The 21,931-nt window shown below is 63.3% G+C and carries 22 protein-coding genes; 11 read left to right on the top strand and 11 right to left on the bottom strand.

The genetic code is table 11. The features are described from left to right. Positions 1 to 26: 26 nt before the first annotated feature. Genes KVT37_RS11535 through KVT37_RS11525 form a run of 3 tightly spaced genes read right to left on the bottom strand, consistent with a single transcriptional unit; the run spans position 27 to position 4,865 of the window. Positions 27 to 1,571, bottom strand: coding sequence for a SpoVR family protein (locus KVT37_RS11535; RefSeq protein ID WP_217572834.1), 1,545 nt, complete (start codon positions 1,569 to 1,571; stop codon positions 27 to 29). An 11-nt stretch (positions 1,572 to 1,582) separates the two neighbouring features. Next, entirely contained in the window at positions 1,583 to 2,896 is a 1,314-nt protein-coding gene (locus KVT37_RS11530) for a YeaH/YhbH family protein (RefSeq protein WP_217572832.1), read from the bottom strand. Between the two features lie 19 nt (positions 2,897 to 2,915). Further along, positions 2,916 to 4,865, bottom strand: coding sequence for a PrkA family serine protein kinase (locus tag KVT37_RS11525; protein ID WP_217572830.1), 1,950 nt, complete (start codon positions 4,863 to 4,865; stop codon positions 2,916 to 2,918). Between the two features lie 289 nt (positions 4,866 to 5,154). Between KVT37_RS11525 and KVT37_RS11520 the strand changes: the two genes are divergently transcribed. Further along, positions 5,155 to 5,961 (top strand): alpha/beta hydrolase, encoded by an 807-nt coding sequence (locus tag KVT37_RS11520; protein ID WP_217572828.1) that lies wholly within the window; start codon positions 5,155 to 5,157, stop codon positions 5,959 to 5,961. Here the strand turns inward: KVT37_RS11520 and KVT37_RS11515 are convergent, their stop codons facing one another. Then, entirely contained in the window at positions 5,962 to 6,264 is a 303-nt protein-coding gene (locus KVT37_RS11515) for a BolA family transcriptional regulator (RefSeq protein ID WP_217572826.1), read from the bottom strand. 136 nt (positions 6,265 to 6,400) lie between these two features. Here KVT37_RS11515 and KVT37_RS11510 point away from each other — a divergent pair, with 136 nt between their 5' ends. The 4 genes from KVT37_RS11510 to KVT37_RS11495 all read left to right on the top strand — a co-directional run bounded on the left by KVT37_RS11510 (position 6,401) and on the right by KVT37_RS11495 (position 11,102). Continuing rightward, positions 6,401 to 7,024, top strand: a complete 624-nt coding sequence (locus KVT37_RS11510; protein WP_217572824.1) for a J domain-containing protein — start codon at positions 6,401 to 6,403, stop codon at positions 7,022 to 7,024. Between the two features lie 123 nt (positions 7,025 to 7,147). Further along, entirely contained in the window at positions 7,148 to 8,134 is a 987-nt protein-coding gene (cobS, locus tag KVT37_RS11505; protein WP_127225227.1) for a cobaltochelatase subunit CobS, read from the top strand. 56 nt (positions 8,135 to 8,190) lie between these two features. Then, entirely contained in the window at positions 8,191 to 10,089 is a 1,899-nt protein-coding gene (gene cobT / locus KVT37_RS11500; RefSeq protein ID WP_217572822.1) for a cobaltochelatase subunit CobT, read from the top strand. Further along, positions 10,086 to 11,102: an esterase-like activity of phytase family protein gene (locus KVT37_RS11495; RefSeq protein WP_217572820.1), complete on the top strand. Its 1,017-nt coding sequence runs from the start codon at positions 10,086 to 10,088 to the stop codon at positions 11,100 to 11,102. Before cobT ends, KVT37_RS11495 begins: the two co-directional genes overlap by 4 nt. A 42-nt stretch (positions 11,103 to 11,144) precedes the next feature. On the opposite strand, the gene KVT37_RS11490 is transcribed toward KVT37_RS11495, so the two are convergent. Beyond that, complete coding sequence (locus tag KVT37_RS11490) at positions 11,145 to 12,077, bottom strand: hypothetical protein (protein WP_308642609.1); 933 nt, start codon at positions 12,075 to 12,077, stop codon at positions 11,145 to 11,147. A 95-nt stretch (positions 12,078 to 12,172) separates the two neighbouring features. Beyond that, the gene (locus KVT37_RS11485; RefSeq protein WP_217572818.1) at positions 12,173 to 13,948 is read right to left on the bottom strand and encodes a GtrA family protein; all 1,776 of its coding nucleotides are present in this window, start codon (positions 13,946 to 13,948) and stop codon (positions 12,173 to 12,175) included. 152 nt (positions 13,949 to 14,100) lie between these two features. On the opposite strand from KVT37_RS11485, the gene KVT37_RS11480 reads away from it, so the two are divergent. Beyond that, entirely contained in the window at positions 14,101 to 14,457 is a 357-nt protein-coding gene (locus KVT37_RS11480) for a helix-turn-helix transcriptional regulator (RefSeq protein WP_217572816.1), read from the top strand. After that, a complete protein-coding gene (locus tag KVT37_RS11475) occupies positions 14,454 to 14,939 on the top strand; it encodes an SRPBCC family protein (protein ID WP_217572814.1) in 486 nt (161 codons plus the stop codon). The genes KVT37_RS11480 and KVT37_RS11475 overlap by 4 nt, the downstream gene beginning before the upstream one ends. A 190-nt stretch (positions 14,940 to 15,129) precedes the next feature. On the opposite strand, the gene KVT37_RS11470 is transcribed toward KVT37_RS11475, so the two are convergent. Next, the gene (locus KVT37_RS11470) at positions 15,130 to 16,065 is read right to left on the bottom strand and encodes a LysR family transcriptional regulator (protein WP_217572812.1); all 936 of its coding nucleotides are present in this window, start codon (positions 16,063 to 16,065) and stop codon (positions 15,130 to 15,132) included. Between the two features lie 129 nt (positions 16,066 to 16,194). Between KVT37_RS11470 and KVT37_RS11465 the strand changes: the two genes are divergently transcribed. Next, entirely contained in the window at positions 16,195 to 16,929 is a 735-nt protein-coding gene (locus KVT37_RS11465; protein WP_217572810.1) for a dienelactone hydrolase family protein, read from the top strand. 18 nt (positions 16,930 to 16,947) lie between these two features. Here KVT37_RS11465 and KVT37_RS11460 read toward each other — a convergent pair whose 3' ends face one another. The 3 genes from KVT37_RS11460 to rpmB form a co-directional block, all read right to left on the bottom strand. Next, positions 16,948 to 17,628 (bottom strand): hypothetical protein, encoded by a 681-nt coding sequence (locus tag KVT37_RS11460; protein WP_217572808.1) that lies wholly within the window; start codon positions 17,626 to 17,628, stop codon positions 16,948 to 16,950. 120 nt (positions 17,629 to 17,748) lie between these two features. Next, the gene (locus tag KVT37_RS11455; protein WP_217572807.1) at positions 17,749 to 18,435 is read right to left on the bottom strand and encodes a queuosine precursor transporter; all 687 of its coding nucleotides are present in this window, start codon (positions 18,433 to 18,435) and stop codon (positions 17,749 to 17,751) included. A gap of 111 nt (positions 18,436 to 18,546) precedes the next feature. Beyond that, positions 18,547 to 18,843 (bottom strand): 50S ribosomal protein L28, encoded by a 297-nt coding sequence (gene rpmB, locus KVT37_RS11450; RefSeq protein ID WP_140784042.1) that lies wholly within the window; start codon positions 18,841 to 18,843, stop codon positions 18,547 to 18,549. A gap of 255 nt (positions 18,844 to 19,098) precedes the next feature. Between rpmB and KVT37_RS11445 the strand changes: the two genes are divergently transcribed. The 3 genes from KVT37_RS11445 to KVT37_RS11435 are packed head-to-tail and all read left to right on the top strand — an operon-like array spanning position 19,099 to position 21,479. Continuing rightward, a complete protein-coding gene (locus KVT37_RS11445) occupies positions 19,099 to 19,890 on the top strand; it encodes a DUF3108 domain-containing protein (protein WP_217572805.1) in 792 nt (263 codons plus the stop codon). Positions 19,891 to 19,923: 33 nt separating this feature from the next. Then, positions 19,924 to 20,811 carry a DMT family transporter gene (locus KVT37_RS11440; protein WP_217572803.1) on the top strand — a complete coding sequence of 296 codons (888 nt, stop codon included), beginning with the start codon at positions 19,924 to 19,926 and terminating at the stop codon, positions 20,809 to 20,811. Beyond that, positions 20,808 to 21,479, top strand: coding sequence for a lysoplasmalogenase family protein (locus KVT37_RS11435; RefSeq protein ID WP_217572801.1), 672 nt, complete (start codon positions 20,808 to 20,810; stop codon positions 21,477 to 21,479). Before KVT37_RS11440 ends, KVT37_RS11435 begins: the two co-directional genes overlap by 4 nt. Here the strand turns inward: KVT37_RS11435 and KVT37_RS11430 are convergent. Continuing rightward, a complete protein-coding gene (locus tag KVT37_RS11430; protein ID WP_217572800.1) occupies positions 21,476 to 21,907 on the bottom strand; it encodes a cupin domain-containing protein in 432 nt (143 codons plus the stop codon). The two genes, KVT37_RS11435 and KVT37_RS11430, sit on opposite strands and share 4 nt — an antisense overlap. Between the last annotated feature and the right edge of the window lie 24 nt (positions 21,908 to 21,931).

Below are 21,931 nucleotides of genomic sequence, written 5' to 3'. Positions count from 1 at the left end.
TTGCTCTGGAGCGGGATTGAAACCGCTCAAAGGTCCTTTGTCGAGCGCTCGCTGAGCATCGCGCCGGTCTCGGCATCGACTGCCGCAAGGCTGACGTCGTAACCCCAGAGGCGCCTGATATGGCGGAGCGTCGCGTCGCGGCTTTCGCCATCGAGCAGGATGCCATTCTTGACATTGTGCTGCAGCCGCAGGCACCGATCGCCCAGCAGGTCGACGTCCACCACCTCGATGTCGGGCCGCTTCGCGCCAATCTCATAACTGTGAGCCAGTGCCGACCGTATCTTGCGATAGCCGCGCTCATTGTGGATCGAGGCGACCTGGTAATGCGGTTCGTCGGCACCGTCGGCCAGCACGAAGAGCCGCCATTTTCGGATCAGCGCCGGGCTGAGATACTGGTGGATGAAGGATTCGTCGCGATGGTTGGCCCAGGCATCGAGTAGGGTGTCGCGCCAGTCGCCACGGCCGGCGATGTCCGGGAACCAGTCGCGGTCCTCGGCGGTCGGCGCGGTCGAGATGCGCTGGATATCCTGCATCATATCGAGCCCCAAGGCATAGGGGTTGATGCCGGAGTAGCGCGGGTCGTCATAGGCCGGCTGGAAGACCACGTTCGAGTGGTTGCGCAGGATTTCGAGCATGGCGCCCTCACTGATGCGGCCACGCTCGAAGAGCGTGTTCATCAGCGTGTAGTGCACGAAGGTGGCGCAGCCTTCGTTCATCACCTGGGTCTGCCGCTGCGGGTAGAAATACTGCGCGACGACGCGCACGATCCTGACGATCTCGCGCTGCCAGGGCTCGAGCACCAAGCTGTTCTTCTCGAGGAAATAGAGCAAGTTCTCCTCCGGCAGGTTGAGCGACTTCTTGCGCTCCGCAAGGACTTCGTCCCTTGCCTCTGGCTTGTTCTTTCCCTGCGACGACGGCAGCGTGCGCCAGAGATCGTTGAAGGAGCGTTCCTCATATTCGAGCCGCTCGCGCAGTCCTTCGCGCTGCTGCTCCGAGGACAGTTTCGGGGGGCGATGGTAGCGGAACACGCCTTGCTCCATCAGCGAATGGGCGGCATCGAGGATTGCCTCCACCGCGGCCAGCCCATGCCGCTCCTCGCATCGGGCAATGTAGCTCTTGGCGAAATCGAGATAGTTCAGGATGCCGCCGGCATCCGTCCATTGGCGGAAGAGATGATTGTTCTTGAAGAAGTGATTGTGCCCAAGTGCTGCATGGGCGGTCACCAGGGCCTGCAGCGCCATGGTGTTTTCTTCCATGAGATAGACGATGCAGGGATTGGAGTTGATGACCAGCTCATAGGCCAGGCCGCGCGCGCCCTTACGGTAGAGAAGTTCGTCATAGATGAAATGCTTGCCGAACGACCAATGGCGATACATCAGCGGCATGCCGACCGATGAATAGGCGTCGAGCATCTGTTCGGAGGAAATGACCTCCATCTGCACCGGATAGATATCGAGGTGGAGCTCTTCGACGCCGATCGCTTCGATCTCGTCATAGACTCGCGACAATTTCGCGAAATCCCAGTCCGATCCGGAAAACAGCAGTGCGGATTTGCGCGCCTGGCTGGCCATCTGGGATGTCCTCAAGCGCTCTTGCGCAGATCGGGTTGCCTGGCGAATAGTTCGCGGAAAACCGGATAGATATCGGCCGGGGCGGCGATGCGCCTCATCTGGAAGTTCGGCCATTTCTGATCGACGGCGTTGTAGGCACGCCAGAGCGATGTCCCATTCTCGGTCGAGCCGAAAATATGGCTTTCCCGCTCGTCGATGATCTCCACATAGGCGAAGTACTGGCAAAGCCGCATGAGCCTGCGGTCGAGAAGCTCGATGCAGCGCTCGGAATCGGTGGCGAAGTTGTCGCCGTCGGAAGCCTGGGCTGCATAGATGTTCCACTCAGAGGCCGGGTAGCGCTCTTCGATGATGCGGTGCATCTCCTCGAGCGCCGTGGAAACGACGGTGCCGCCGCTTTGCGTGTGGTAGAAAAACGTGTGCTCGTCCACCTCCTTGGCCTCATGGGTATGGCGGATGAAGACGATTTCGGTGCGTTCGTAGCGCCGCGTCAGGAACAGATGCAGCAGCACGAAGAAGCGCTTGGCCAGATCCTTCTCCCGCTCGCCCATCGATCCGGACACATCCATCAGGCAGAACATGACGGCACTGGCATTCGGCCTCGGCTGAGGATCGAAGCGATTGAAGCGAATGTCGACCGGGTCGACATAGGCGATCCGCCGGCGCCGGCGCTCCAGCCGATCGAGTTCCGCGCGCAAGGCCACGATGCGCTCATGCGTCCTTGCATCCGGCGGTTTCGACTCCAGTTCGGCGATCTGGGCGGCGAGAGCCTCCACCTCCGCCCGTTTCGGGCGCCTCAGCGCGATGCGCCGGCCATGGCTGTTTCGCATCGTACGGCCGACATTGATGTTGGTCGGCGCGCCGCTGGCCGCGAAACCCGCCCGCTTCGGCTTGAAGCTGAGGATCTGCTTCAGGCTGAGCTTGACCAGATCGGGCAGCTCGAGGTCTTCGAAGAACAGGTCCAGCACCTCCTCGCGCGACAGCACGAAGCGGAAATCGTCTTCGGATTCCGTGGTTCCGGGAGCCGAAGCACCTGCGCCTCCTCCGCCGTTTGGTTTGGGGACCAGGTCACCGGCATTGAACGTCTTGTTGCCGGGCAGGATATGCTGGCGCCGTCCGCTATCCTTGGCGTCGCTGAAGGTCGGCTCGCTGGTGCCTTTGCGCGGGATCGGCACGGCATGCTCGCGATCCAGCTCCGCAATGCTGCCGGCACGCACCCGGTCGCGGATGCTGCGCTTGAGCTCTTCGCGCGCGCGCCTCAGAAAGCGTTGGCGATTGCCAAGGCTCTTGTCCTTCGGGTTCAGGCGGCGGTCGATGAAGATCGGCATGGAACCGTCCAGGCTTTGTTCAACCCGCCTTGTTCACGCGCATGTACCAGTCGACCAGCCGGCGCACCTGCCGTTCGGTGTAGCCGCGCTCCACCATGCGCTGCACGAATTCATTATGCCGTTTTTCGGTGACGCTGTCTTGCTTGGAGCCGAAGCTGATCACCGGCAACAGGTCTTCGACCTGGCCGAACATGCGCTTCTCGATGACCTCGCGCAGTTTTTCATAGCTCGTCCAGGACGGGTTGCGGCCGTGATTGCGAGCCCGGGCTCGCAAGGTGAATTTGACCACTTCGTTGCGGAAGTCCTTGGGATTGGCGATGCCGGCCGGCTTTTCGACCTGCGACAATTCCTTCTCCAGGACCTCGCGGTTGAGGATCTGCCCCGTATCGGGGTCCTTGTAATCCTGATCCTCAATCCATGCATCGGCGTAGGCGATGTAGCGGTCGAAGAGATTCTGGCCGTACTCGCTGTAGGATTCCAGATAGGCCTTCTGAATCTCATGGCCGATGAACTCCGCATAGCGGGCTGCTAGTTCCGACTTGATGAATTCGAGATAGGCGGCTTCCGTTTCCTTCGGAAATTGCTCGCGCTTGATCGCCTCCTCGAGGATGTACATCAGATGCACGGGATCGGCGGCCACCTCCTTGGTGTCGTAGTTGAACGTCTGCGACAGGATTTTGAACGCGAATCGCGTGCTGACCCCGGTCATGCCTTCGTCGACGCCGGCGGCGTCGCGATATTCCTGGACCGACTTGGCTTTCGGATCGACTTCCTTGAGGTTCTCGCCGTCATAGGCGCGCATCTTGGTGTAGAGCGGTGAGTTCTCATGCTCGGCCAGGCGGGTCGAAACGGTGAAGCGGCTGAGGATATCCAATACCTCGGGCGCGCAGGGGCTGTTTGCCAGCTCGCTTTCGCGCACCAGCTTTTCGTAGATCTGCCTTTCCTCGGTGATGCGCAGGCAATAGGGAACCTTGACCACGAGAATGCGGTCGAGGAAGGCTTCATTGTTCTTGTTGTTCTTGAACTGCTGCCATTCCGATTCATTGGAATGGGCCACGACGATGCCCTGGTAAGGGAAGGCGCCGAAATTCTCGGTGCCGTTGTAGCTTCCTTCCTGGGTTGCCGTCAGCAACGGATGCAGGACCTTGATGGGCGCCTTGAACATCTCGACGAATTCAAGCAACCCTTGCGTGGTCCGGTTCAAGCCGCCGCTGTAGGAATAGGCGTCCGGGTCGGACTGGCTGAAGTTTTCCAATTGCCTGATGTCGACCTTGCCGACCAGCGCCGAGACGTCCTGATTGTTCTCGTCGCCGGGCTCGGTCTTGGCGATGGAGATCTGGCGCAGCCGCGACGGCGACAGCTTGACGACACTGAATTTGGAGATGTCGCCGGACAATTCGTCGAGGCGCTTGGCCGCCCAGGGCGAAATAAGTCCGTTCAGGCGGCGGCGGGCTATGCCGTATTTGTCTTCCAGCAGATCGCCCATGCGGTCGGGGTTGAAAAGGCCGAGCGGGGATTCGAAGACCGGGCTGATCTGGTTGCCGACCTTGAGCGTGTAGATGGGCCGCTGCTCCATCAGCTTCTTCAGCCGTTCCGCGAGCGAGGATTTGCCGCCACCGACCGGGCCAAGCAGATAGAGGATCTGTTTGCGTTCCTCCAACCCCTGCGAGGCATAGCGGAAATATCCGGCGATGCGTTCGATCGTATCCTCCATTCCGTAGAAGTCGGAGAAGGAGGGGTAGATCTTGATGGTGCGGTTGGAGAAAATGCGGCCCAGCCGCTCGTCCTTGCTGGTATCGACCAGGTTCGGCTCGCCGATCGCCTCGACCATGCGCTCCGGCGCCGAGGCATACATGGATTTGTCCTCGCGGCAGGCTAGCAAATATTGCTGGAGGCTGATCTCTTCCTGGGCCGCGTTGGAATAGATCTCCGAGAACAGATCGAAGACGTCTGATTGATTTTCGCGCATGGTGCCTTGCCTCGGAGCCGACAGGCTGCCAATCGGCTCATCGCTTCTTCAACCCCCGGAAAGCATTGTGGTTCCCTTCACGCGACGGGTAGCACAATGCACTCCGGCATTGGCCGTCGGGGACACCCCGATTCGGCCGAAAATGCTCGCCTAATAAGATACGTGGTGATTGCCGGCTGACCGTCAAGGAGCGGATTTGTTTTCGCACCGAAAGTTGTCATTATCGGTCTGTAGTAAGGTGCGTGGCGAGCGTCCGCGCGCTGTCGCCGCAGCTTGGCCGGAGATGGCGATGATCGATCGACGCAGCTTCATCGCGGCAGCCCTGGCGGCGCTGTTGCCGGCAGGCGCGCCAGCCGCAGGGCGTCCGGGCCAGCCGGAACCGCAAACCCTCGATTACGGTCCGGCCAAGCTCGATATCTACGCGGCAGCCGGCGCGAAAAACCTGCCGGTGGTGTTTTTCGTCCATGGCGGCGCCTGGCGGTTCGGCAAGCGCGGCCAGGTCGGAGCCAAACCGGACTTCCTGCTGGCCAACGGCTTCGTCTTCGTCTCGATCGACTACCGCATGCTGCCGGAAGCCGATGTTGCCACCCAGGCCAGCGATGTCGAAAAGGCCTATGCCTATGTGCGCGCCAATATCGCCAGATATGGCGGCGATCCGAACCGCATTGTCGGCATGGGCCATTCGGCCGGCTGCCATCTGATCGCGCTGACCGGCATGCGCGGCGGGCTGCCCGGCGTCGCCGCGCTGATCCTCGACGACACCAGGGCCTACGATCTTGCGGCATTGTCCCGCAATGGCGGCATGGTGCGCGCCTATGCGCGTGTCTTCTCCGACCCGACGCAATGGGCGGCACTTTCGCCGGCGACTTATGTCGACGGCAAAAAACATCCGCCGACCTTCATTGCCTATTCGCGGGCCTCGGGCCGAGGCGAGGAGTCGACAGCCTTCGCCGAGCGCCTGCGCGCCGCGGGCACAAAGGTCACGCTGTTCGACGGCAGCGCCTATACGCACATGTCGATCAATGGCGATTTCGGCAAGGACGGCGATGCCCTGACGGCGGCGGTGCTGGCCTTCCTCAAGGCGAGTATCGCCTGACTACCAGCGCGTCTTTTCGCCCGGTGCGGCCGGCTCGATCGCCAGCGCGTGCACGCCGGCTTTCAATTCGTCGGCGAGCAGTTTGTTGACGGCGCGGTGGCGGTCGATGCGGCTCATGCCGGCGAAATTCGGGGAGACGATGCGGACGCGAAAATGCGTCTCGTCGGTGCCGTCATAGGCGCCGTGGTGGTCGGAGCCGTGGTGATGATGCCCGGCGTGCAGGTGGCTTTCGTTGATGATGATCAGCCGCTCCGGCGAAAATGCCGCTTTCAGCTTGTTTTCCATCGTCGACTGTATGGACATCCGGCTTTCCCTTACCCACATCTGCGGCACAGCCGCAAAATCTATGTTTTCGACCGCTTTTAAGCCGCGATTCAGCGGTTAGGGCGATCATCGGCGAAATGTCAATTCTTGTTTCGCACGTGCGAACAGCCCATAAATGGGTGAGATGAAAGCGTATCCCAAATATTTCGAGAAAATTCGAATCCGGCCGGAGAAGGACGCCGAACTGAAGTCGCGCGCCCCGGTCTGCCAGTGGGATGGCTGCAACGAGGCCGGCACGCATCGCGCGCCGGTCGGACGCCTTAAGGAAGGGGAGTATTTCCGCTTCTGCTTCGAGCATGTGCGCGAATACAACAAGGGCTTCAACTACTTCTCCGGCGTGTCCGACAGCGAGATCGCGCGCTTCCAGAAAGAGGCGCTGACCGGGCACAGGCCGACTTGGCGGATGGGCGCCAATGGCGGCAGCACGCGCTCGGCGCCGGATTTCGCGCAGCAGCGTTCGGGACGTGCCGGCTACTACAACCGCATGCGCGACCCCTTCAACCTGTTCACCGGTGGGGCGCGCGAACCGCGCGAACGCAAGGCAAAGCCGCTTGAGGCCAAGGCGCTGGAAACGCTTGGCCTTGATACAAAGGCGACTGGTCAGGACATCAAGGCGCGTTATAAGGAACTCGTAAAGCGCCACCATCCGGATGCGAATGGCGGCGACAGAGGTTCGGAAGACCGGTTCCGCGATGTGCTGCAGGCTTATCGCGTGCTCAAGCAGGCAGGATTGTGCTGAGCGGCCCTACGGTCCGTGTCGTTTTCCAACTTTCATAAGGTTGGAAAAGGCTCTAAGACCGCCCCCGGACAAAATCGATTGCCGGCGAAACGCGGCGTTTCGCCCGTGGAGACGTTGATAGAGATGAACAAGGTCGATCGCGACATCGCCAACCTGCCCGACACGACGGTGTCGGTGAAGGAGAAATTCGGTTTCGACTCCAAGATGGTCGTCCCCGCCTATTCGGCGGCGACCGAGCATGTGCCGGACATCGACCCCGACTACCTCTTCGACCGCGCGACGACGCTCGCGATCCTTGCCGGCTTTGCCTACAACCGCCGCGTCATGGTCTCGGGCTATCACGGCACCGGCAAATCGACGCATATCGAGCAGGTCGCGGCGCGCCTCAACTGGCCTTGCGTGCGCGTCAACCTCGACAGCCATGTCAGCCGTATCGATCTCGTCGGCAAGGACGCCATCGTCGTCAAGGAAGGCCTGCAGGTCACCGAATTCCGCGACGGCATCCTGCCCTGGGCCTACCAGCACAATGTCGCGCTCTGCTTCGACGAATACGATGCCGGCCGTCCGGACGTGATGTTCGTCATCCAGCGCGTGCTGGAATCCTCCGGCCGCCTGACGCTGCTCGACCAGAGCCGCGTCATCCGCCCGCATCCGGCGTTCCGGCTGTTCGCCACCGCCAACACGGTGGGCTTGGGCGACACCACCGGCCTCTATCACGGCACGCAGCAGATCAACCAAGCGCAGATGGACCGCTGGTCGATCGTCACCACGCTGAACTACCTGCCGCACGACAATGAAGTGAACATCGTGCTGGCCAAGGCCAAGCACTATCGCGACAGCAAGGGCAAGGACATCGTCAACAAGATGGTTCGCGTCGCCGATATGACGCGCTCGGCCTTCATCAATGGCGACCTGTCGACCGTGATGAGCCCGCGCACCGTCATCACCTGGGCCGAAAACGCCGAGATTTTCGGCGATATCGGCATGGCGTTCCGGCTGACCTTCCTCAACAAGTGCGACGAGCTGGAGCGTTCGGTGGTGGCCGAGTTCTACCAGCGCGCCTTTGGCGAGGATCTGCCGGAGAGCGCCGCCAACGTGGTGCTGGGCTAGGCGCGCAGCTGAAAAGGCCTCCAGCCTTTCAGCATCAATCGCGCAGGGAATGATGAATGGCGGGTCCGGGCGACAACACGCGCAACAAGCCGAAGAACGGGTCTGAAGCCGACAGCTTCAAGCGCGCCGTGACCGTGTGCATGCGCGCCGTCGCCGGCGACAAGGACCTTGAGGTCGGCTTCGCCAAGGACCGGCCGGCGCTGGCCGGCAACCGCGCCCGCCTGCCCGAACTGCCGAAGAAAGCGTCCCGCAACGACATCGCGATCACGCGCGGCCTGGGCGATTCCATGGCGCTGAAGCGCGCCTGCCACGATCAGCGCATCCACAACAAGCTGGCGCCGGAAGGCAAGCTCGCGCGGTCCATTTTCGATGCCGTCGAGCAGGCGCGCGTCGAGGCGATCGGCAGCCGCGCCATGCAGGGCGTGGCCGACAATATCGGCTCGATGCTCGAGGACAAATACGCCAAGGCGAACCTGGTCGACGTCAGGGACAAGGCCGACGCGCCGCTCGAGGAAGCGATCGCGCTGATGGTGCGTGAAAAGCTCACCGGACGGCCCGTGCCGAAGAGCGGCGAGCGGCTGGTCGACCTATGGCGCCCCTGGGTCGAGGAGAAGGCCAGCGGCGACCTCGACGGCCTGTCGGCCAAGCTCGAGGACCAGCAGGCCTTTGCCCGCGTCGTGCGCGACATGCTGGTTTCCATGGAAATGGCCGAGGAGCTCGGCGACGACCAGGAAACCGACGACTCCGAGGAAAACGAAGAGAACGAACAGCAGGGCGAGGAACAGAGCGAGGAAGGCGGCGAGGACGATTCCGGCTCCGAGCAGTCGCAGTCGGAGGATGCCGAAGCCTCCGCCGACGAGGAAGAATCGGCCGAGACGGAAGCGACCGATGCCACTTCCGACGACCTCTCGGACGAGGACGATTCCGATGCCGAGACGCCGGGCGAGGCCAAGCGCAACGACAATCCGTTCCTCAACCTGCCAAAGGAGATCGACTACAAGGTCTTCACCACCGCCTTCGACGAGACGGTGGGCGCCGAGGATTTGTGCGAGGAAGAGGAGCTCGACCGGCTGCGCGCCTTCCTCGACAAGCAGCTCGCCAATCTCTCCGGCGTCGTTGGGCGGCTCGCCAACCGGCTGCAGCGCCGGCTGATGGCGCAGCAGAACCGCTCCTGGGATTTCGATCTCGAGGAAGGCTATCTCGATCCGGCGCGCCTGGTGCGCGTCGTCATCGATCCGATGCAGCCGCTGTCCTTCAAGCAGGAGCGCGACACCAAGTTCCGCGACACGGTGGTGTCGCTCGTGCTCGACAATTCGGGCTCGATGCGCGGGCGGCCGATCACCGTCGCCGCGACTTGCGCCGACATATTGGCGCGCACGCTGGAGCGCTGCGGCGTTTCGGTAGAGATACTCGGCTTCACCACCCGGGCCTGGAAAGGCGGGCAGGCGCGCGAGAAATGGCTGAAGGACGGCAAGCCGCCGAATCCCGGACGACTCAACGACCTGCGCCACATCATCTACAAGTCCGCCGACCATCCTTGGCGCCGCGCGCGCCGCAATCTCGGGCTGATGATGCGCGAGGGCCTGCTCAAGGAAAACATCGACGGCGAGGCGCTGCTTTGGGCGCATAACCGGCTGATTGGCCGGCCGGAGCAGCGCAAGATCCTGATGATGATCTCGGACGGCGCGCCGGTCGACGATTCGACGCTCTCGGTCAATCCGGGCAACTATCTGGAGCGCCATCTGCGCGCCGTCATCGAGCTGATCGAGACGCGCTCGCCGGTCGAGTTGCTGGCGATCGGCATCGGTCACGACGTCACACGCTATTATCGCCGCGCCGTCACCATCGTCGATGCCGAGGAACTGGCCGGCGCCATGACCGAGCAGCTTGCCTCGCTGTTCGGCGAGGAAAGCGCGCGCGATACGCGGCGCGGCGGCTTCAGGCGCGCCGGATGATCTTTTCGGGGCGGCGTGCGCGGCGGACGCTTTTCGCCTGCATGCTAGCCTGCGTTTCGCCGGCCATTGCCGGTCCGGGAGCTCCAGTCGAGACGGTCGAGGTTTCGGCGCGGCCGATCAGCCAGTTCCATACAGGCCATGACGAGACGCGGTTCGGGCCGCTCGAATTCGTCGGTGGGCTGGAGATGACCTCGCCGACGCGCGATTTCGGCGCGCTGTCGGCGCTGCGCTTCCTGAAGCCGGGCAGTGACTTCATCGGTGTCGCCGACACCGGCTTCTGGTTCTTCGGCAGGATCACGCATGACGCCGACAAACGCCCGTCGGGCGTGTCGAATTTCCGCATGCAGCAGATGGTCGACGCCTCGGGCCAGCCGATCGACAAGAAGTGGGAGGTCGATGCGGAAGGGCTGGCGGTCAAGGACGGCATCGCCACCGTCGGCTTCGAGCGCGACCAGCGCGTCGCCCAGTTCAAGATCGATCCCGATAGCATGAAAGCGCCGATCCGGCAGCTCGACTATCTGGTTCCCGCCAGGGAGCTGCGCCAGAACCGCGGCTTCGAGACCGTCACCCATGCCAACCCTTACGGGCAGCACGAGGGCGGGCTGGTCGTGGTCTCGGAAAGGAGCCTCGATGAATCAGGCAACGTCTATGCCGCCATCATCGAAGGGCCGCATAGGGGCGTCTTCACCGTCAAGCGAAACGGCGATTTCGACATCACCGACGGCGCTTTCCTGCCGGACGGCGACCTGCTGCTCCTCGAGCGCAGTTTTTCGATCGCGCGCGGGGTGAAGATGCGGCTGCGGCGCATCTATGGCGAAAGCGTCGAGAAGGGCACAGTCGCCGACGGGCCGGTGCTGATGGAAGCCGACATGGGCTATCAGATCGACAATATGGAAGGGCTCGACGTCTGGACCCGCGACGACGGCGCGCTGATGGTGTCGCTGATCTCCGACGACAACCATTCGATCCTGCAGCGCAACCTCTATCTGGAGTTCATCCTGCACCAGGATTGACCTTCGTCGGAACTGCCGGCGGTAAGCGCCGGCAGGGGAAGGTCACCGCCCGACGTGCCGGACCTCGTTCATCACGAAATTGGCCGCGCGCTTGCTCCGGTTGCGGATCTTGAGCGACGCGGTGTTGTCGACGAAATAGGTGTGAAGGATGCTGTCGCGGGTGCGCACCTCCGGTCCGACGGTATCGACCGCGTGCCAGGTATCGCTCCCGACCGCAAAAGCGTAGCCCGTGTTCGGGGAAAAAGACATACGGTGCGAATTCTCAAAATGCCCATCAGGCTTGCGCTGGGCGAAGCGCGTGCCGATGTGGTTGATCGAGTCGTCCTCCGGCAAATAGAACTGGACCGTGATGCCCTTCCATTTGGTGTCGGTGTGGAAACCGATCTTGTAGCCAGCCACGTCGCGCGTCAGCATCGGCACCGGATACATGCCGACTTTCATGAAGTCCGAGCCGAACCGGCGCTCCAGGCCGGGAGCAAGGCGGCGCATGAATGCGTCTTTCAGCTCCGGCGCGTGCAACGCCTTGCCGACCAAAGCCCAGACGGCGCGTTTCTCGGCCGGCAGGTGGCGGATGTATTCAGGGTAGAGGTCGATCTTGATCCGCGTTGCGGTGCCGTCGGCCTTGATGTTCACATTGTTGCGGCCTTTGAGCGCGCGATATTCGCGCGCCTCGGGCATGGCGGCGCGCATGCGCAGATAAAGGTCGGCCGGGAAAACATCCGTCATTTCCAGATGCCAGAAGGGCAATTCCACGAAGGCGGCGCGGTTCACCGCTTCCACCATGTGGGATACGACATGCTGCAGCGTTTGCGTGACTGATGCTGGCGCCGCCGCGCCGTCTATGGTCGACATGAACATCCTTCCCCCAACCAAAAATCCCGAATCCAAAATTTCTTGGAACCATATATCGCTGTCCGGACGGAATGCTAAGCAAAGCACAGGCTGGATTGCAACAATCCATCCGTCTGGTTCCACGCGGGGTCTTCTGCTTCACAAAGCGGGTATGCGTCGCGGCACTTCCAGGCGAGTGCCTTGCAAAGGGCGCTATTGCCGATGCCGCAGGCCGATATTCAACGAACCTTGTAGATCTCGATCGGCTTTCCCGCGGTCGAGGGATCGAGCTCGAGCCATTCCGGCACATTGCCTCGCAGCAGCTCGGCGGCAAGGCCCTTGGGTGCGTCCAACCCCAGCGATATCTCTTCCGTGTTGCCGCGGCAGATCGCGATCAGTCCCACATGCTCGCGCCCGATGACGGCGCGGGCGGCGTCCGGCGTTCCCATGAATGCATCGAGCATGGCGAGGTTGCCGCCGACATTGCGGTGATAGGGCCCGGCCAGCGCCCTGTGGCCGGTGAACATCAATATTCCCGAGCCGAGATTGGACGAGGCAAGCACCGTCGTCGCCGGCATGGCGGCAAGATCGTGGAAGTCGGCCGGCTTGCCGCAGGTTACGGCATGGTCGGGATCGGAATTGATCCGCTGCGGCGCCTTCTGGACCACGGACTGCGCCGCCACCGCGACCCCGGCCCAGGTCGCGTTGAGCGAGACCAGCCACGCCATGACGATGCCGGTGGAGACGCGCCATGAGGGCGCGGCGCTCGCCCGCAGGCGGATTTTTGCAATCCAGGCTGAGAGCGGCAGCACGGCGAAAGCGACGGAGAAGGTCGAGCCGCGCACCTGCCAGAGGCTGACGCCGAAGGCGACGACGAGCAGGATGGCGGCGAGCATTTCCTCGCGGCGCAGGCGACGGCTTCGCAGTTGCAGGCCGATCAGCAGGATGGCGATGAAAGGCGTCACATAGCGCGCCGCCATCAGCTTCGGTTGGTGGACGGCGACGCTCCAGAAGGGCTGGGCCTCGACCACGTCGTTCAGCCAATAGGTGCGGACACGCTCGTCCATGCCCGCATACGGCGATGCCAGACATTGCGGGAAGACCACGATCGCGACAGCCGCGACCACCACCGCCAGCGCCAGCATTGAAACGAGCCGCGCCCGCGCCGTCGGCGCGGTCAGCATGCTGGCGAGCGCGAGGCCGAGGCCGGAAAGTGCGGCAATCGCGAACTGGAAGGACGAGAAAGCGTCGCACTGGGCGACGCCCCAGTCGACAGGCCGGATGGTCGCCGCAAAGACCAGGAAGGCGACGCCGGCAAATCCGAGGCCGAAGCCGCGTGCGGTCAAGCGCTCCTTGTCGTCGAGGATGAACAGGACGGCGGCACAGATGCCGAGCACCGCTACATAAGGAGCGGTTTCCATGCCGACACCGATCGTAAGGCCGGCGCAAATGCCCGACAGAAAGGCAGCGGGCCGCCAGGCGGGCGCTTCCATCAGAAGCCAGAGGCTGGCCGCTGTAAGCAGCAGCTGGACATTATGGTGATCGATCACGCCCGGGCTGTAGATCACCAGAAAGAAAAGCGCCGCCGTCGACAGGATGACCGCAGGCATCGCCACATCCGCGCCGGCGAAGCGCTGCGAGGCGCGTATGAGCAGGAAGATGGTCAGTCCGTAAAGCAAGGTCGGCCAGATAACCTGCGCGGCCCGCTCGGCGGTGGCGGTGCCGGCGCCCAGCGCGTCGAAGGCCATGATGATCAGCGCGAGCGGCGTATCCACCAGCCGCGACCAGTGCATGACGAAGCCACCCGCGGTGCCCATCCTGTATTGATGAAGATCGAACCAGCCCTGGCCGCCGAGCAGGTCGCGCACCTCGACCAGCCGCAGCATGCTGTCATTGTCGGCGCCGTAATCGCGGAGCGTCGGGAAACCGGAAACCGCGTTGATCGTCAGCACCACCAGCGTGGCGCACAACGCAAGCAGGAGATCATTTTTCCAACCGGTGCCTGGCACGGTCATGCTGGTCGCGATGCCCTGGGGAACTTTCGCAATCCTGCATCATCGGGCGTAACAAAGCGTAAAGCGGCGCGTCCAGGCCGGCGGAGCCGCCTGATCAAAAATACTTAAGTCATGGCTTGACTGTTTGATGGCTTGGCGCAATACTCAAGTCCATGCTTAACCATTCGGAGATCGACAGCATTCTCAGGGCTCTGGTGGAGCCGACCCGCCGATCGATCCTGGAAAGATTGAGCCAGGGGCCTGCGACCGTCAGCCAGCTGGCGGAGCCGTTCGGCATGACATTCGCCGCGGTGTTGCAGCATCTGCAGACGCTGGAAGCCTGCGGGCTGATCCGCAGTGAAAAAATCGGGCGGGTGCGCACCTGCCGCATCGAGCCGGGCGGGCTTGCCCCGCTCGCCGACTGGATTGCCGAGCGCCGCATACCCGCGGAGCGCCAACTCGACCGTCTCGGCGAGATTCTCGCCGAGGCAGATCAAATTCAGGACAAGCAAAAGGACCAAGCGAAATGAACCAGCTAGCCCCCGCGAAGGACGGACAGACCGTCATCCATTCCACCTTCACCATCGAGCGGACCTATCCGCAATCGCCACAGCGCGTCTTCCACGCCTTTGCCGACAAGGCGACGGTCAGGCGCTGGCGGGTCGACGGTGATGGTTTTACCATTGCGGAATTCAGCTTCGACTTTCGCGTCGGCGGCGGCGAGGTATCGCGGTTCAGCTATCAGGGCGGCCCGGAAATCCGGCTGGACGCACAGTTCCAGGACATCGTTCCCGATCGGCGCATCGTGTTCTCCTATCGGATGGCGATTGGGCCGCAGCCAATGTCGGCGTCGCTCACCACGGTCGAACTCACACCCTCGGGCGAGGGCACGCGTCTGACCTACACCGAGCAAGGGGCCTTCTTCGACGGCGTCGATTCGGCGCAAGGGCGCGAAGAGGGGACCCGCGGGTTGTTGGACGCTTTGGCCGCTGAGCTTCAGAAGTCGAAGTAAAAACCGCCTGCGGCGGTTTCGCTGCCCGGCTTCCGATCAAGGACGTGAGCCGTTGGCGGCGGGTGGGGCACCTGCGTTTCGGCCTAGCGCAGGACGTCAAAGACCTGCTCCGTCGTGAACGTCTTTGCGTGCCATTCCCCGTCCCCACGAACGGGTGAAGAATGGCAAGGCTCACTTGGTCAATTCGGAGTCACTTCAGTGGAACGGCCAATTGCGATAGACCCACCAGTTCCGGTCCAATGAAGGATAGCAGCGCTTCGGCTCGGCGCGATCGACGGCTGGCGCGGCGATGGATGACATAGATTGGTATGTCCGTGGACTGCCAATCGGCAAAAAGCCGGACGACGTAGCCGGATTCGACATGCCGGCGGACGAAGAAATCGGGCAGGACGGCGATACCCAGGCCCTGCGCGGCTGCTTCGAGCAAGGCTGGATAGGTGTTGGCGCTGAAGCGGTCCGAGCGAACCGTGACTGTGGCGATTTCGGCTTCGCGCGACAAGGCAAGCTCGCTTTCGCCATCGCCGAAGGCCAGCATGGGCAAAGTCCTTGCCACGCTTGTCAGGTTCTTGCCGGCCAGGCTATCGGCGATGGCCCGGTTCGCGACCAGCACCCGCCGGAATTGGCCGATGCGGCGCGCAACCATGGCGTCGTCGACGACTGCCCCGACTCGGAAAGCAAGATCGAGGTGGGGATCGAACAGATCCTGATAGGCATAGTCGAGACGAAGAATCAGGCGGATACGGGGATGCAACTCCAGGAACGGCGCAAAACACATCTGCAAAAGCCAGGCGCCGAGTTCGGGTGGCGCGCAGATACACAAGGGGCCTGCGAGTCCGTCGGCCTGAGCCTCCAGGGCTCGGGTCAGGTCATCGACGTCGCCCAGCAGGGCCTGTCCGCGCTGGCGTAGCAGTTCACCGGCAGGCGTGACGATAAGACGGCGGGTGGTGCGCTCGAGCAAGACGCGTCCCAACTGCAGTTCGAGCCGCCGGATAGCCTTCGACACGGCGCTCTTTGTCGTACCCGCTTGCAAGGCAGCTCTGGTCAGCGAGCATTCGCGTGCGACCTCAAGGAACAGGGCCAGGTCTGCTAACGAAATTGTTTCCTTTTTGGCAACAGTGTTGTTCATTTTGCCTCGCTTCTTCGCTCTCTGGAAACAAAATATGGTGCGGGCCAATCTGTCAATCGGAGTGTCGTCACCATGCTGAATCACCCTACCGTGCCTGCGACCGCGCCGGCGGCCTCTGGAGACATTCTGATGTCCGAGACCGCGACCGGTCAGTTGGCAACCTCCGGTCAGCCCCTAGTCTATCGCGAGGGTGGAATCGATTTTTCTGGCCGAATGGTCATGCCCGACGGCACGGTGCGCGGCGGCCTTATCTATGTTCCCGACTGGTATGGCATCTATGACTATCCGCTGGCCGAGGCGCGACGGTTCGCAAGCCTGGGCTTCGCCGTGATGGTAGCGGATGTCTATGGTGCCGGCGTGCGCATCACTTCCGACGCCCAGGCGACGCAAGCCAGCCAATTCCTGCGGGACAATCCGCGCACCGCGTCGCGCCGCATGCAGGCCGGGGTCCGGGCGTTTCGCGACGTCGTCCCGGAGGCGCCTTTCCTTGCCGCCGTCGGCTTTTCGCTCGGTGGTTTCTGCGTCCTGGAGATGCTTAGGGACGCACCGCTGGTTCATGGGGCCGTCATCCTATCCGGGGCGCTCGGCCAGCCGGACGGCGACTATGCCGCCATCGAGACGCCCATCAGGTTTCACCATGGAACGCGTGACGTGGTGGCTGATGTGGCGCGGGTTACGAAGATTGTGACCTGGCTCGAGGCCAAGGATTGCGACTGCGCCTTGACCCTCTATGCCGGCGCCAAGCATGCCTTCACCAATCCCAACCTTCCATCCGACGGCGACGGCTGGCTGGGCTATGACGCCCGCTATGCCGGGGAAGCCAACGCAGCGACAGAGTCGTTTCTACTGTCCTTGAAAGGCTAACACCGGGGCCTTGGCGGCCTAAAATCTACCTGCGACAGTGGCAATCCAGATCACGTGGCGGGCGCCGCGCTTGCCGTGAGCCCGCGCGCTGATCTCCTCGACCGTAAAGCCGGCCTGCTTCAGCCGCCGGGCGAAACCGCTGTCCGGTCCCTGCGACCAGACCGCCAGCACGCCGCCGGGCGTCAATGCGGCACGCGCGGCCGCCAGGCCGGCCGCACTGTAGATGGCGTCATTGCCCTTGTAGACAATGCCTTCGGGACCATTGTCGACATCGACCAGGATGGCATCCCAGGCGGTGCTCTCCGCCCTTATCAGCTGACCGACATCGGCCTCACGGATGGTGACGCGGGGATCGTCGAGGCAGCCGTCGAAGATTTCTGCCATCGGGCCGCGCGCCCAGGCGACGACCGCGGGGACGAGTTCTGCAACGGTGACCGCGGCGTCGCCGCCAAGTGCCGCGAGAGCGGCGCGCAAGGTGAAACCCATGCCGAGCCCGCCGATGAGGATCCTTGCTTGCTTGCGGCCGGCGATCCGCTCGCAGGAGAGCCTGGCCAGCGCCTCCTCGGAGCCGCTGAGGCGGCTGTTCATCAGCTCATTGGTGCCCAGCATGATCGAGAATTCGGTGCCGCGCTGCTTCAGGCGAAGTTCCTGACCGCCATCGGGCGTGCGAGCTGAATCAAGCTGGACCCAGGGGATCACGGTGTCTCTTTTGGTTTGAGCATGATCTTTTCCAAAAACCGGGTCCCACTTTTTGGGATCATGCCCTCTCTTTCTGTTTGGAGCATGATCTTTTCCAAAACCGGATCTCACTTTTTGGGATCATGCTCCAGCCGCTATTGCCGGCTGGCTCCAGCGGGTGGCGATCAGCCGGTAGGGAATCAACGCCACCACGGCGATGATCAGCTTGACCGAGAGATCGCCAAGCGCCCAGGACACCCAGCGCATCGTCTCGACCGGCAGCACGCCCATCAGCGGCGCTGTCTCCAGCGCGAAGCTGTCATTGGGGCCGGCAAAGGCAAAGGCGGCGGAGAAGGCGACACCGAAGAAGACGACGGTGTCGAACACCGAGCCGACCAGCGTGCCGACGATCGGCGCGCGCCACCAACTCTGCCGGCGCAGTCGGTTGAAGACGGTGACGTCGAGCAATTGCGCGGTGAGGAAGGCGGCGCCGGAAGCGGCGGCGATGCGCACCAGCCGATCGGCGGCGGTCTCGAATTCGATCAGGCCATGGCGAAACAGGAAGGGCGGGACCAGGATCGAGCAGATCACCGCCGTCATGAAGCCGACGAACACAACCTTGCGGGCCACGGCCGGGCCATAGCGGCGATTGGCGAGGTCGGTGACCAGGAAGGAGAAGGGATAGGTGAAGGCGCCCCAGGTGAGCACGTCCGCCAGCGCCAGGCCGCCGACCTGGCCCTGCATCGGGAACTGCACGAGGATGTTGGAGGCCACGACGACAAGCGCCATGGCGGCCACGAAGGGCAAATATCGCATCAGGAAGTTCATTTTTTTATCCTGGGTAATGGAACCAGCCGAGCGTCATGCCGACGCTCGCTCTCATTGCAAGCACCGGTTTTGGCCGATGCTCAAGGCGGTCGTCCCCCGCCTGACAGCTGCTTAAGCGGCCGGTTGCTCGGCAAGCTTCTTGGCGATCTGCTTCTTGAGCAGACGCGCGCGCTGCGACAGTTCCTTGGCATCGGCCTTGGCCAGGAAGGCGTCGAGGCCACCGCGATGCTCGACCGAACGCAGCGCGTTGGCCGAAATGCGCAGGCGAACGTTCTGGTTCAGCGCTTCGGAAATCAGCGTCACATTGACCAGGTTCGGCAGGAAGCGACGCTTGGTCTTGTTGTTGGCATGGCTCACATTGTTGCCGGTCTGGACTGCCTTGGCAGTGAGCTCGCAGGTGCGGGACATTTTGTATAACCTCAGTTCTAAGCCTGCCAAACCATTCTGCCCGCGCCGGGCGGCGCGCGGTCTCGGTCAGGCGGCCTTTGGAAAAGTTGGCGTTCCATAGTGGCATTTCACCACTGCGTCAAGCTCCGGCACGCCGCCAGTTGTCACGCATGTTTCATATAAAGGCCGGATTTCGCACTATAAGCCCTTGGCGAAGGGATATGCCAGGCTGGAGCCCTAGCGTTCCGGCCAACTGCCAGGGATTCGCCAGCCGTCATGCTCCGTCCATCTCATGCACTTGCCAGCCTGCTTGCCCTTGCCGTGCCGGCAACAAGCTTCGCCGCGGCCTCGCCCCGGTCGTTCAAGGGCGAATACACGGTCTCGTATCTCGGGCTTTCGATCGCCAGGGCGACTTTCTCCAGCCGTTACGAGGGCGACACCTACGCCATCAACGGCACCGTCTCGGCCGCCGGGCTCGGCAGGCTGTTCGACGACACGAAAGGGACGATTTCGTCGAAAGGCACCATTTCCGACACCAAGATGACGCCGCAGGTGTTCAGGGCCGACTACACGTCCGGCAAGAAGGCCTCGATGGTCGATATCCGCTTCACCAATGGCGCGGTCACCTCCACGCAAGTCGTTCCCGCGCCAGGCAAGCGCGATCCGAAGAGCTGGGTGCCGATCGGCGACGGCGACCTGAAATCGGTGCTCGATCCGATGGCAGCGACCGTCATCCATGCCGACAGCCTGGACAAGGTCTGCGGACGCACGGTCAAGTTCTATGACGGCGAAATGCGCGCCGATCTGAGCTTGACCTATGCCTCCAAGGGTTCGATCTCGGTGCCGGGCTATAAGGGCGACACGGTGACCTGCAAGATGGGCTTCGAGCCGGTGGCGGGCTACCGCAAGGGCCGCAAGGCGCTGAACTTCCTCCAGAACAGGAGCCGCATGCTGGTGACGTTTGCACCGGTCGGCCAATCCGGCGTATATGCGCCGATCCGCGCCACGGTCGGGACCCAGATCGGCCCGCTGACGATAAGCGCGAGAAAGTTCGAAGCAGTCGATTAGTTTGGGCGCCACGGCGCGCCGCCGGGGGAATGGATGGGGCGCGCAACACTGATCGGGTTTTCGGCGGTCGCCATGTGGGCGCTGCTGGCGCTCATGACCGACGCCTCGGGCCAGGTGCCGCCGTTCCTGCTGTCTGCCATCACTTTCGCCATCGGCACCTGTATCGGCCTGGCGGCGCGGCTGGTGATGCCGGCGCCCGACAGGAGCCAGAAGATCCCGCCCCAGGTCTGGGTGATCGGCATAGCCGGGCTGTTCGGCTACCACTTCTTCTACTTCACGGCGCTGCGCAACGCGCCGGCGGTCGAGGCAAGCCTGATCGCCTATCTGTGGCCGCTGCTGATCGTGCTCGGCTCGGCACTGATGCCGGGTGAGCGGCTGGCCTGGAACCATGTCGTCGGCGCGCTGCTCGGCCTTGCCGGCACCTTCCTGATCGTCACCAAGGGCGGCGGGCTGGCCTTCGATGCGCGCTACGCCTTCGGCTACGCGATGGCCGCGGTCTGCGCGCTTTTGTGGTCGGCCTATTCACTGCTGTCGCGGCGCTTCCCGTCGGTACCGACCTCGATCGTGACCTGGTTCTGCGCGGCGACGTCGGTGCTTTCGCTGGCCTGCCACCTGCTGCTTGAGAAAACCGTGCTGCCGGATGGCCCCGGGCAGTGGCTGGCGGTCATCGGGCTCGGGCTGATGCCGGTGGGCGCGGCCTTCTATGCCTGGGACATCGGCGTCAAGCGCGGCAACATCCAGGTGCTGGGATCCGCAAGCTACGCCGCGCCGCTTTTGTCGACGCTTGTGCTGATCGCCGCCGGCGTCGCCGAGCCGTCGATGCGCATCCTCGCCGCCTGCGTGCTCATAACCGGCGGCGCGGCGCTGGCGGCGAAGTCGCTGCTGATGCGCAAGCCGGCAGCCAAAGCGGTGAACGCATGATGCCGTTCCCCGGCGGCATCGAGGCCAACGCCAACGCGATGCTTTTGTTCTCGTTTGTCGCGGCGGTGATCTACGCCTTTGCGCTCGACATGCCGCCGAAGTGGACGCGCAGCGCGGCAAAGACGGCTGCCGTCGCATTCCTGGCCGTGCTTGCCGCCATGCAAGGCGGGCCGCTGCTGCTCGTCGCGGCGCTGGGCTTAAGCGCGCTCGGCGACGCCTTTCTGTCGCGCGACGGCGAAAAGGCCTTCCTCGGCGGACTGGCGAGCTTTCTCGCCGCCCACATCGTCTATGTCGCGCTGTTCGTGCAGGCAGGCGGCGGGCTCGGCCTGCTGAGCGCGGATGCCTGGCGGGGCGCCATTGCCTTGGCCATGGCCGCCTTCAGCATCGTCATGCTTGCCGCGCTCTGGCGCCGCGTCGGCCCGCAGCTGCGCATCCCGATCGCCGTCTATGTCGCGGCGATCCTCGCCATGGGCATTTCAGCCCTTACGACCAACGCTCCCCTGGTGATTGCCGGCGCGGTGCTGTTCATCGCCTCGGACGGGCTGCTGGCGGCCGAGCGCTTCCTGCTCGCGGCGATCTCGCCGCATCGCGTGTGGATGCGCTATGCCGTCTGGGTGCTTTACTACGCCGCCCAACTGGCGATCACGCTGGGTTTTCTGCTCAATTAAGCGATCGCAGGCTGCCAGCCCGGCGCGGCCAGCTCGAAGGCGGCAAAGTCGAAGCCCGGCGCAACTGTGCAGCCGACCAGCGTCCATTCCCCGAGGCTGCGCGCCGACTGCCACCAGCCGGCCGGCACGACGACCTGCGGCCGTTCGCCCGCGGCAAGGGCCGTGCCCAGCACCTGCTCGATGACGCTCCCCGAGCCTTCCTCATGCATCGACAGCGCCAGCGGCGCGCCGGCATGGAAGTGCCAGACCTCGGCCGCGTCCTTCACCCGGTGCCAGGCCGACAGTTGGCCCTGCTCCAGCAGGAAGTAGATCGCGGTCGAATGACCGCGCGGGCCGCCCGCGGCGTCGCGAAACGTCTCGGCGTACCAGCCGCCCTCGGGATGCGGCCCAAGGCCTAGCGTTGCGATGATCTCGGCGGCGCTGGTCATTGGCGGTCTTTGGCCCGATGCATG

This window comes from Mesorhizobium sp. GbtcB19 (assembly GCF_019091085.1).
Taxonomy (GTDB): Bacteria; Pseudomonadota; Alphaproteobacteria; order Rhizobiales; family Rhizobiaceae; genus Mesorhizobium.
Note: the sequence above shows the minus strand (reverse complement) of the source record. Positions and strands in the feature narration are given on the sequence as shown.